Annotated in this window: 11 protein-coding genes and 1 pseudogene; 1 reads left to right on the forward strand and 11 read right to left on the reverse strand. The window is 41.3% G+C overall.

Annotated features, from left to right (window positions below):
* Positions 1–13 precede the first annotated feature (13 nt).
* From SINDD18_RS06055 to tgt, 3 genes are all read right to left on the reverse strand, one after another.
* Positions 14–355 (reverse strand): metal-sulfur cluster assembly factor, encoded by a 342-nt coding sequence (locus tag SINDD18_RS06055; protein WP_049530778.1) that lies wholly within the window; start codon positions 353–355, stop codon positions 14–16.
* A 264-nt stretch (positions 356–619) separates the two neighbouring features.
* Positions 620–2,437, reverse strand: coding sequence for an acyltransferase family protein (locus SINDD18_RS06060; protein ID WP_061863460.1), 1,818 nt, complete (start codon positions 2,435–2,437; stop codon positions 620–622).
* A 131-nt stretch (positions 2,438–2,568) separates the two neighbouring features.
* The gene (gene tgt, locus SINDD18_RS06065; protein WP_004250663.1) at positions 2,569–3,711 is read right to left on the reverse strand and encodes a tRNA guanosine(34) transglycosylase Tgt; all 1,143 of its coding nucleotides are present in this window, start codon (positions 3,709–3,711) and stop codon (positions 2,569–2,571) included.
* Between the two features lie 116 nt (positions 3,712–3,827).
* Here tgt and SINDD18_RS06070 point away from each other — a divergent pair, with 116 nt between their 5' ends.
* Positions 3,828–4,685: a DUF975 family protein gene (locus SINDD18_RS06070; RefSeq protein ID WP_049502670.1), complete on the forward strand. Its 858-nt coding sequence runs from the start codon at positions 3,828–3,830 to the stop codon at positions 4,683–4,685.
* 47 nt (positions 4,686–4,732) lie between these two features.
* On the opposite strand, the gene SINDD18_RS06075 is transcribed toward SINDD18_RS06070, so the two are convergent.
* The 8 genes and pseudogenes from SINDD18_RS06075 to SINDD18_RS06110 all read right to left on the reverse strand — a co-directional run.
* Positions 4,733–5,095, reverse strand: a complete 363-nt coding sequence (locus SINDD18_RS06075) for a DUF1304 domain-containing protein (protein ID WP_004250661.1) — start codon at positions 5,093–5,095, stop codon at positions 4,733–4,735.
* A gap of 10 nt (positions 5,096–5,105) precedes the next feature.
* Complete coding sequence (locus SINDD18_RS06080) at positions 5,106–5,522, reverse strand: MarR family winged helix-turn-helix transcriptional regulator (protein ID WP_431305824.1); 417 nt, start codon at positions 5,520–5,522, stop codon at positions 5,106–5,108.
* 166 nt (positions 5,523–5,688) lie between these two features.
* Positions 5,689–6,552, reverse strand: coding sequence for a DUF2262 domain-containing protein (locus SINDD18_RS06085; RefSeq protein WP_061863462.1), 864 nt, complete (start codon positions 6,550–6,552; stop codon positions 5,689–5,691).
* A 144-nt stretch (positions 6,553–6,696) separates the two neighbouring features.
* Positions 6,697–7,791, reverse strand: a complete 1,095-nt coding sequence (locus SINDD18_RS06090) for a LysM peptidoglycan-binding domain-containing protein (protein ID WP_061863463.1) — start codon at positions 7,789–7,791, stop codon at positions 6,697–6,699.
* Positions 7,792–7,967: 176 nt separating this feature from the next.
* Positions 7,968–8,582 carry an HAD-IA family hydrolase gene (locus SINDD18_RS06095; protein WP_061863464.1) on the reverse strand — a complete coding sequence of 205 codons (615 nt, stop codon included), beginning with the start codon at positions 8,580–8,582 and terminating at the stop codon, positions 7,968–7,970.
* Positions 8,583–8,585: 3 nt separating this feature from the next.
* Positions 8,586–9,866, reverse strand: a complete 1,281-nt coding sequence (locus SINDD18_RS06100) for an MATE family efflux transporter (RefSeq protein WP_061863465.1) — start codon at positions 9,864–9,866, stop codon at positions 8,586–8,588.
* A gap of 60 nt (positions 9,867–9,926) precedes the next feature.
* The gene (gene thrC, locus SINDD18_RS06105; protein WP_061863466.1) at positions 9,927–11,411 is read right to left on the reverse strand and encodes a threonine synthase; all 1,485 of its coding nucleotides are present in this window, start codon (positions 11,409–11,411) and stop codon (positions 9,927–9,929) included.
* Positions 11,412–11,485: 74 nt separating this feature from the next.
* A pseudogene (locus tag SINDD18_RS06110) lies at positions 11,486–11,762 on the reverse strand (gamma-glutamylcysteine synthetase); the annotation flags it as partial.

Genomic DNA, 11,762 nt, shown 5'->3' on the forward strand with positions numbered 1-11,762 from the left:
TCTCTCTTGTTTTTTAGCGCGGTGGTAGTCCAAGTGCTATGCGGCCATAGCGACTGATTCGTGTAATCTTCCAGGCAGGTGACCAGGTAACTTCAACCCTGACATCCTCAATTCCTTCAATCTGTTTTAAACCTGCCACGATTTCGATTGGTAAACTTTCTGCACAGTCACAGGCAGTATCGGTGAAGGTCATGACAATTGTACAAAGACCAGCCTCGTCCAAATGAATCTCGTAAATCAAGCCAAGATTATAGACATCTAGTTCCACATCTGTATCGTAAACTTTTTCTAGCTTTTCAATGATTTGTTCTCCTAATGCTAGAGCACGATCATTGATTTTGATATCTTCTCTCATTGCATTCCCTCCATTTGTAAACTGCACCTATTTTCTCATAATTCTGACAATTTGGCAAGTTTTTCCCCATCAAGACTGGATTCGCCATAAAAACTACAGACTAGAAATTAGTCATAGTTTGACCAAACTGCTCAAAGAGCTAACAACCTAGAGCAAGAGGATATTGGCATAGGTTAAAGAGATAAACTTAGAGAATGATTGAGCTTCTAAGAAATACTTTCTAAACAGAAAAAGTAGAGAAAGGTCATCTCTACTTTTTAAATATTATTTTGACTTCACAGGTTTATCTGCCAAGGCCTTGATAGCTGATGCTATCGTTTCTGCGTAGAGCTTAGCACCCTCTTCTAATTTGGTATTATCACTTCCAAAGTGAACTTGGTCCGTTCCTTTCCAGATGTCTGGATGATCTTTAGACACTTGATTCCAGTCTGCAACCTCAATGTAAGGATACTTTTGAGCTACTTCACGCACATAGCTAGCATACTGTTCTACATAAGGCTGAGTTGCTTGAGTTGTATCACCCTCATAAGGTGTCACAAGTACAAGCTGATGTCCCTTAGGTAGATTTGTTATCAAAGAATCGATATCAGCCTTATAATCCTCAGGGTTATTCACTCCAGTAGCAATAACAACTATTTTAGGGAGGACTTTATTCTGACTGTGGTTGAGCATAATAGCATTGGCTTGCTTGGTATTTCTGCTTATTTGACCATCTGTCTGAGCGTCTGGTAGAACCTCTTTAAGTCCAGGTGTTGCGCGCAAGGTTACAGAATCTCCGATAATGGATACACCTTCAGCAATATTGTAGCGACTGGCTTCTGCTTGATCCGCCATGGTTTTTGTACGGGTAATATTGGTTTGAGCTTGATTGAGGCCATTTACCATCAAATCCGTTTCAAAAGCACCGACTTGGGGAGCTATGAGCATCACAATCAGTGTCAGCAAGCTAAGAAAACCGACGCTACCCGCAAAGATTGGTTGAATATGCGGAATTTCTTTTACCTTTTGCAATAAGCTAGTGTTCTTCCCGGCAATGAAAGGTTCAATCACATAGAAAGAAAGGCTTGCAAAGAGATAAGAAAAGATAGTGGTGAGAATCACTGCCGGTAAGTTGCTCATCAACTGAGAGAAAATGATATAAAACGGCCAGTGGAAAAGATAGACGGCATAGCTGGTATCAGCTAAGAAGCTAATTACCTTGGGTTCTTCAATCGTCGGAGTTTTCTCATGTAAAACTCGTGCTGCAACGATCATCAGAAGGGCAGCTAAACTTGCCAACAAGAAGCCAAGCAAGTAGGCAAAGAGATAATTGAATTTCACAAAGAAGGTCAATAAGAGTAAAACTCCGAGACCAGCCCCAAATACTAGCAAGGTCTGTTTCAAGTCTAGGGTTTGATTCAAACGTTTGAGAAGAGGTGTCGTATGACGAACTCCTATCAAGGTCGCAAGCACACTTCCTAAAAAGAATGGATAAACATGAGTTAGACTTGAAAAGTAAAGCGTTGAGTATGAATTAACGATAAAGCTACCAATAAACATTGATAGGAAGCTAACGACAAAGGTCGTTGAAGATAGTAGAAAAACCATTCCCCGTAGTTGCCCACCTGTTTTGGCTTGCTTGGACATGAGCCAAACTGCCAAGCCCCACAAGACATAGTAATGAACTTCAACCGCTAAACTCCAGTTGTGAACAAAGAGGTGAGGGATAAATTGAGATTCATAACTTCCTCCTGTCAGCATTTCATAGAAGTTAGTCATAAAACCAAGGACACCAGCAATCTGACCACCGATTCCTGCCACATAATCCTGTCGAACCAAGAAAGTAAAAGGCATAACGACCAGGATCATCAAGACAACTGGGGGAAAAATCCGATAGAAGCGTCTTCTAAAAAATCTTAGGATATCAATCTTACCTTTTTGTCCAAATTCTTCTAACAGGAGTGACGTAATTAGGAAACCTGAGAAGGTAAAAAAGACATCAACCCCGAAGAAACCTCCTGGAAAAACCGTCTGAAAGAAATGGTACAAAAGCACCAAGAGTAAGCCTGTAATCCTGATCAAGGAAAACCATTTAATACGCATACGAGTTTATTCTCCGTTCATTAGAGTAGTAAAAAACCATCTAATGTTCATTCCATACTACCTTTATTTTATCAAAAAAAGAAGAAAAATCCTAAGAGAAAACTTAGGATTTCAGCTTTAGATTGATAATCTTAGAAATTACGACCTGATTTATTGTAGCCATATTTTTCAACAAAATGCTCACGGAATTCCAAGAGATTGTCATCCATAATAGCCTGACGGACCTGCTTCATGAGATTGAGCAAGAAGTAGAGGTTATGGTAACTTGTCAAGCGGATGCCAAAGGTTTCGTCAGCCTTGAGCAAATGACGAAGGTAGGCACGGGTGTAGTTCTTACATGTGTAGCAATCGCACTCAGGATCAAGTGGGGTAAAGTCCTCCGCAAACTGGGCATTTTTGACAACCAAACGTCCTTGGCTAGTCATACAAGTTCCGTTACGAGCGATACGAGTCGGCAAGACACAGTCAAACATATCGACCCCACGAATAACCCCATCAATCAAGCTATCTGGCGCTCCCACTCCCATCAAGTAGCGAGGTTTGTTTTCAGGAAGGAGTTGAGTGGTGAAGTCCAAAACTGCGTTCATCTCTTCATGAGTTTCACCTACTGCCAACCCTCCGATAGAGTATCCTGGGAAGTCCATGCTGACAAGGTCATGAGCTGACTGACGACGAAGATCTTCAAATCCTGCACCTTGTACAATCCCAAACAAACCTTGGTCATGTGGACGACGATGAGCTTTTAATCCACGCTCAGCCCAACGGCTGGTACGTTCGATTGACTTCTTCACATAATCATAAGGCTGATAAAATTGAGGACATTCGTCAAAGGACATCATAATGTCTGACCCTAGATTGTTTTGGATAGAGATGGCTTTTTCAGGTGATAGAAACATTTTAGAACCATTGAGGTGGTTCTTAAACGTTACCCCTTCTTCTGTGATGTTACGACTATCCGCTAGAGAGTATACTTGGAAACCGCCACTATCCGTTAAGATAGGTTGGTCCCAGTTCATGAACTTATGAAGCCCACCTGCTCGAGCAATCAACTCATCTCCAGGGCGAAGCCACAAGTGATAGGTGTTGGATAGGATAATTCCTGAACCCATCTCTTTCAATTCTTCTGGCGACTGAGTCTTGACCGTTGCTTGAGTCCCTACTGGCATAAACATAGGGGTTGGGAAGGTTCCGTGTGGCGTGATAATCTCACCCAGACGAGCTCCCGTGTGTTTTTCTTTTTTAATCAATCGATATTTGATTGGCGAATCTGACATTTTTTACCTCCGAAGCTGGGAAAGACAGTCCCAGTTCTTACTTTGTGCCCAAGGGCATACTGTATGATTCTATCAAAAAAAACAGGAACTGTCACGAACTATGGTATAATGAAAGAATGAAATACCCAAAAATTGATTTAAAAGAAGTTCGTCAACAAGCTAAACAGTTTCAAGCTGAACATCCACGTTTATTGCTTGTCTTTTTATTACCAAGCATTTTCCTGATTCTATCCAGCTTCATAAGTCCGTTATCCCTACTTGATGAGGGAATTCTTGATCAATCCTTCTTTACTTTTTTGATGAGCTTGATCCAGTCCTCACTCTTTCCTCTAGCAGTTGGATTCACAAGTTCTATTATCCTAGCTGGTGCTCTGTTTACAACCATTAATCTTTACAGAATTTCCGAGATAGAGCTTTCTTTTAAAGATAGTCTGTCCTTACTTGACAATCGCTTCTTCACCCAGACCTTTCTGACTCTCTTGCTCAAGCGTTTCTATCTCTTTTTGTGGAGCATCCCTAATCTTTTTGGAGTCTACTTGCTCTTTTATAGCAGTGCCATGGCTCGTAAATTTGTAGAACTTCATCCCGAATTTCCAGCTGTCGACGTCACCAATTCAGATATCGAACACTTTCTGCTCACTTTTGCACTTTACTTCTTTGGTAGCGTCTTTCTGATGATTTTGGGAACCATTGCCTATCTGCCGCAATACTACGCTTATTCCCAAGTAGAGCTGCTCCTTTGTGATACCCTTGCAATTGGAATTGCCAAGCCAAGTCGCGTACTCAAAACTAGTCGCTTCCTTATGAAAGGCTATAAGTTCCAACGCTTCGTACTTGATTTACAACTCCTACCATGGTATCTTCTTATCTGGATCAGCTTTGGAATTGCGAGCATCCCTTCTTTCCCTTATATCTATAGTAGTCAATTCTTCTTCTATCAAAGATTACTCGAAATCAAGCGGAGAAAAGTTTAATGTGAATGATTAAAACCAGCACCTTCAATAGAAAGTGCTGGTTATTTTTATCTCAAGAAAAGGATACTCAAGAGTGCTAGGATTGCTGGTCCGCCTTGCTTTAGAATGATTTTTTTATCTGCTGTTAAGGCACCATAAGTCGCTGCTCCTACGACAAACAACACAAAGATTGTTACGATTTCTAAGCTATGTGAGAAATAAATTCCATAAATAAGAAATACCCCAATCAAGGCATTATAAATTCCTTGGTTTTTAAACAGTGAGGTGACAGAGGGGCGAGTCAACTCTTCCTTGTCCATATTAAAGACTCGGCTGGTTGCATCTGATTGGGTTGCGATACTTTCCAAATAAAAGATATAAAAATGCTCTAGAGCAACAAGGGTTGCTAAAATAGTAGTAATGATTGACATCGTGTTCTCCTTAAAATTCTATTTTTTCTAAACCTGACACTAGTTTCGTCAGTAAGGTTGTTAGCTCTTTCTGCTCGGCTGTCGATAAGATACTCTCCATCTGTTCCTTCACCTTCAGGTGACGTTGAGGAGGATTAACCAAGAGTTGATTCTTGGCTTCTTGGGTTAATTCAACTAAGACTTCTCGCTGATTGACTGGATTCCGATTGCGACTGACATAGCCCTCTGACTCTAGTATCTTAAAATGACGGGTCAAGGCTGCAGGGTCAATCTCTAACTTCTCCTGAACGGCAATCTGGTTGCAGGGTGACTGCTGCAGTAAAAACTGCAGGATTTGATAGCGGGTCAAACTAATTCCTAATTGTTTCTCAAAAAGTTGAGTGATCATCTGATCTGTTAAATGGAGCTGGTACAATAATTCATGCATTTTTAGTATTTTCTCCTTTCTTTAATATTTGATTTATCAATAGTTGACTTATCAAGTATAATGCAACCTTAGTAAAAACGCAACTATTTTGCTTACTCACGAAAAATAGCCTCTTGGTTTCAATCCCAAAAGGCTATTATTTCTATATTCTAGATAAAATCCAGCACTAACCTACCAAATCTGCTCGAAGGATTTCTCCCTCTTTATCAATGACAACTTCGATGGCATGGCCTGCAAAAATTTCTTCACGATCATCATAGTAGAGGGTCAATTCTCCATCTTCGTTGATCGATAGTTCACTCAAGGAAAGTGAGTTGGTAAAATACTCTTCTGTTAACACCACATCATTTTCATCTGAATCTATCCAGTCTTGAGCTGTTTCCCACAGTTCTTTGACAATATAGTCTTTAATCCGAGTATCTTGAACTTGGAAAGTTCCCATAAATTTCTTTAGATCATCAAAAGAACTTGGAGGAAGACTTTCATCTGCACTCGCAGCAAAGATAGCATGAATCTTACCACCCTCGTAAGTGATAAATCCTTCAAACCAAGAATAGGCTCTGTTTAAGGTGAATTCGCCAATATCATCTTGAATGATGACCGGTTTTTGATAGGTTTCAATCAAGGTCTCTAACCTAGAGTCTGAGGATTGGTCATCTAGGTATTCCAGCAAGTGGTAGCAGTTATTAGCTACTTCTGACATATATGGCTCTAACTCCATGAAGGGGCGTTTTTGGCATTTGATATGATGAATTTTGTAGGGTTCAAAACTAAAGCCCCATCTCTTTTCTTCAAATTCCTCAGGAGTCAATACCCATTCCAAACGTCCCTCACGTTCAGAGAAGTCCTGAGTTTCAACATTGACACTAGCTTTAAAATGAACGGACGGTATTTTACAACCATCTTTTAAAGAAGCAGCCCCATTTACATTTTGGAGGGTAAAAATCAAGAGCTCAACAATTTCTCCAGTAAATTCCTGTTCAAAATCATCTCTTGTTTTCTCAAATGGAGTTTTTAATCGATTTGTCATTTTTTCATCCTTTCTCTCTGCTTTTAACACCTTAGCATTTTGTATTCGCCTACATTCTAACATGTTTTAGATTTTATTTCACTTATCAATACTATTTTACACAAAAAGAAGCTACACTTTTAATTGTATAGCTTCTTATTATTCTTAATTCATAGATACGTGAACGTGGTCATAGTGGTTTTCTGTGATACTACCACGATCTGGCATTGGATTCCAAGTGTAAGCAGGTCCATATTTACTTGGGTATGGTGCGTAGAAACGTTGTTTCCAGATGATGTAGCTAATGCCACGGCTAGCCATATTTTGGATAGCATAATCTGCAATTTGGTCTCCAAGAGCTGAGCTTACTGGAACCATAAAGTCAATGGCAAGGCCTTTTCCGTGGTCTCCACTATCTCCAGGACGGTAACCACTAAAGGATGTGATACCAAACAAGTTAGCAATTTCTTCTTTAAAGGCAGCCGTTTGTGGTTGTAGACCTGCATTTTCTGATTTTGAAGCTGCAATACTTGCATAATCAGGTGCTGCTGGTGCTGCATAAGTCGCTGATGAACCTTGGCTTGCTTCAGCTTGGTAAGTTGATGGTGTTGATTGAGTCTCTGCTTCAGTTTCTGTAACAGGGGCTTCTGTTGTAGTGGTTTCTTCCACTACAGGTGTTTCTGTTACTGCTTCTTCTGCTGGTGCTGAAACTTCTGCCGTAGTTTCTGTAACTGGTTCCGCTACTGGTACTGAGGCTTCTGTTGTAGTTTCTGCTACTGCTTCTTCAGTCACTTGTGGTGCTACTGGCTCAACTTGAGCTCCTGTTTCTTCAACTGGTTGAGTTAAATCTTCAACCTGTACAGTTTGGTCATCTACAGTGACTTGATTGGTTGTCAAATCTGCTGTTGCAGTTGTGCCTTCACCTGCCTGAGCTGTGTCAGGGGTTTTGATTTCAACTTCCGTCACTTCTGCCTCATCATTAACAGTTGTAGTAAGCACTGTCTCAGGGAAAATCAGATCAATATTGCTGATCTTGTTCAAGTTAGCAAGAACGGTCACATCCACTCCCAAAGCTTCGGCAATGGTACTTAGAGTATCTCCATACTGAATCGTATAGCTTGTTTTATTCTCATTCTTAGTAACATCGTTTTGAATTTGCTCAACACTGCGCGCTGTCCATACTAGTTCTTCTGCTTGAGTTGCCAATACAGGGGCAAAGGACAAGGCTACTGTTGATGCTAAAATAATTCTTTTCTTCATACTATCAAACTCCTTTTCAAATGTAGTACCTGTCTATCATAACACAAAGAAAATAGAAAAAAAGCCCTTTTGGGGCTATTTAACAGAACTGTACATTCGTTGTAACAAATTACATTACTTGAAATAGTTTGTTAGTTTCTTGTCATCAGGCTGACACATTCTTCTTGAAGAAAATTCTAGAAGGAAAGCGAGCTAATGTCTTCTAAATGCTCTATCTGTTGATTACAAGTTGCAGGAGAGGCAAGAAAATTGATACTCTGAATGCCACTATTTTGAGCAAATTCGATATCTAAAGTCCGATCACCGATATAATAAGTTTGCTGAGGATCTAGTTCATACTTATCTAGAAGATAGATCGCAGCTTCTGGACTAGGCTTCCGAGAAAAGCCACTTTGATTGGTTAAAATTTCTGTGAAATAGTGGGCCAAACCCAAATTTTCCAAAATTGTAAAAGCATTGTCCCCTTTATGGGTATAAACAAACTGCTCAATTCCTTGCTGGTCTGCCCAAGCTAAGATTTCACGCGCCCCCGGCATCAGAACAACTTGAGCATTCTTCTCAGCCAAACTCTGAGCACGAACCTGATTGAGCATATCAGCATCCAAGCCTCTTTCTTCTCCCACCTTTTCCAACAGATCTTGAACGGAAGTTTGTAGAATAAAGGCACGAACCTCATCCTTATCATAAGGAATGTCAAACTGAGCAAAGGTCTCTTCGATTCCTGCTAAGATAGCCTCATAAGAGTCCAATAAAGTTCCATCTAAATCCCAGATAAATCCAATTTTTTTCATATGTCATCCTTTCAAAGAGATATATTGCTTATAACGATAGCGCAGGAAGAACCAGCGAAAACCATTGTCCAAAAGCGTTCCTGCCCAAATACCAGGCAAGCCCCAACCAAGAACAATTCCCATCAGGTAACCTGTCCCGATACGGATACACCACATTCCGATACTTGTCGCATAAAAGGGGAGGCGTGCATTCCCCAAACCCTGCCAAACAGCTGTATAAATGACTGTTCCCGTCGTCATAGGAGTCCCTAGTAGAGAGAACAGCGTCACCATAACACTGGCTTTAATGGCCGCAGGATCACTGGTGTAGAGGTGACTTAGAGGCGTTCCCAGAGCATAGATACTAAGTGTTAAGGGCAACATGAGAAAGAGAGAAAGCCAAAAAGTTTGCTTACTTAAGTTGTCTACCCTTGCCCAATCATCTTCCCCAACTGCTCGAGCTACCTGCATGACTGTTGCTGTCGCAACACCGAAGGCAGGCATATAGTTGAACTGAGTCAAAACTTCACCGATAGCATTTCCTGCGACGGCCTCAGTCCCAAAGGAAACAACCAAGGCAATAATAACCACATCTCCAGCTCGCATCATGAGACGCTCTCCCGCTGCAGGTAAAGCTAAGGTCAGCAAGTCTTTGTCCAGTCCAAACCTTGGCCTCGTATATGGAAGTTTTAATTGTGACCACAAAATCACAACCCCGACCAAACGAGACAAAATAGTCCCCCAAGCAACACCAGCTATCCCCATATCAAGAACAAAAATAGCTAGACTTGAAAAGAGAATATTCAGGGCATTGGATAAAAGACTTACATAGAGAGGAAGGCGCGGATTATGGGTGGCGCGAATCAAGGCTCCTAGACTAGTCATCAAGCCCAAGAGGACGATTGTCCCACCAACCAAAGCTAGGTATAGTCCACCACTCTCAGCCACAGCCGCTTCTGTCCCCAAAAGACCAATCATCTCTTGACCGGCAAAGATGGACAAGCCCCCTAAAACTAAACTCAGTAGCAGAGTAATCTTGAGCGCTTCTGTCACATGATAGGCTAGTTTAGATTGATCTTTCTGTCCCAAACTTTTGGAAATGACGCTGGAAATAGCCGCTCCCAAAGCAATAAAAATAGCCTGATAAATGGTGATAATATTACCCGCTACAGACACACCCGAAATGGCGATTAAACCCAGATGTGCCACCAGATAGCTGTCCACCATTCCCATGAGCATCTGCAAAAAATTTTCACCCATGGCTGGCAGAGCTATGTTGAGAATGTCTTTATATTTCTTAAACAATCCTTCCTCCTGATGAAAAGAAACTCAGTTAGTTTCCCAACCGAGTTTGCTTCCTCTGTTTTAAAGTCCTAGATAAGATTCTACTGCCGCCTGCATCTCTGCTGCTGCAACAGTTGTCTTGTGACGAACTGGAGCTGTTTCAAGGCCATCCACTGCTGGTGGCACTGCTACTCCTGAGATTTCATGTAATTGAGCCAAGGCTTCAAAGTCGCTAAGACCTGATTGTCCAGTTACAGCTTCCACCGCAACCACTGGGAATTTGTAAGGACTAGCTGTTGATGCAATCACTGTCTTGGTCGCATCACCAGTCGCTGCTTGGTATTTTTTATAAACTGCTGAAGCAACCGCTGTATGAGGATCCTCAATATAAGAATCTGACTCGTAGACACGCTTAATTTCTGCTGCGGTTTCCGCTTCTGTCGCATACTCCGCTGCAAAGAGGTCAAGAATCTCTGCATCAAAATCTTTCAATTCATACTGACCTTGAGTGTTCAAAGCAGCCATGAGTTCAGCTGTCTTAACTGCATCATTACCCAAAAGGTGGAAAATCAAGCGCTCCAAGTTTGAAGATACCAAGATATCCATAGACGGACTAGTGGTAACCTTAAACTCACGCTTCTTGTCATAGACACGAGTTTTAAAGAAGTCTGTCAAAACATTGTTGTCATTTGAAGCACAGATCAGTTTCCCAACTGGTAGACCGATTTGCTTAGCGTAAAAGGCAGCCAAGATATTTCCAAAGTTTCCTGTTGGAACGGTGAAGTTGACCTTGTCACCAGCCTTAATCTCACCAGTTTTAACAAGCTGAGCGTAGGCATACACATAATAGACAATTTGTGGGACCAAACGGCCAATGTTCATAGAGTTGGCTGATGAAAATTGCAACTTGTTAGCTGCTAATTTTTCACGAAGGGCCACATCGTTGAACATATGCTTCACGTTGGTTTGAGCATCGTCAAAGTTCCCATCAATGGCGATGACATGAGTGTTGTCACCAGTTTGAGTGGTCATTTGCAACTCTTGTACCTTGCTGACACCGTCTTTTGGATAAAAGACGATAATTTCAGTTCCAGAGACATCCGCAAATCCTGCCATGGCAGCTTTTCCAGTGTCTCCAGAAGTTGCAGTCAAGATAACAATCTTGTTTTCCAAACCGTGTTTCTTAGCAGCCGTCGTCATAAAGTATGGCAAGATAGACAAGGCCATATCCTTGAAGGCAATGGTTGAACCGTGGAAAAGTTCCAAGTTATATTGACCATCAAGTTTGACAAGAGGGGCAATAGCTGGTGTATCAAATTTGCTGTCATAGGCATTGGTGATACAATAGTCCAACTCTTCTGCTGTAAAGTCATCCAAGAAGGCTGACAAGACAAGTTTAGCCACTTCTTGGTAGGAAGCGTCTTTCAATGTTTCAAAATCCAAATCTACCTTTGGATAGCTAACTGGAGTGAACAAGCCTCCATCTGTCGCCAAACCTTGCAAAATCGCTTGGCTGGCTGTTACGGTATTTTTCGCATCACGCGTTGATTGATAAACTAATGTCATAAATCTCTATCCTTTATCTATAGTCTCATCCATTATAACATGATTTTTCAGAAAATTCTTCCTTTATAAGAAAATTATAGAGTCAATTTTTCTTTCAAAGGCTCTAAATAGGTTGTTTCTTGCTGACCTCTCATTTCAAGACCTTGCTCTGCTATAGCTAGCAAGTCTTTGGAGAACTGGACAATTCCAGCTGTCTCCTCGTCTGAAAGCTGTTTCTTAGAAAACTGGCGTCTCAATGACTTGTAGTCACGACCAAAGTGCTCAAAGAAAGGAGCTGTCTCTAGGTAAGCTTCAAGCTTGTCTAGATTTACCAACAAACCTAGATGAAAGGCTGCTGAAGCAAAGGTTCGG

Origin of the sequence: Streptococcus infantis, from assembly GCF_001579645.1 — a bacterium.
In the GTDB taxonomy this organism is placed as follows: domain Bacteria; phylum Bacillota; class Bacilli; order Lactobacillales; family Streptococcaceae; genus Streptococcus; species Streptococcus infantis_E.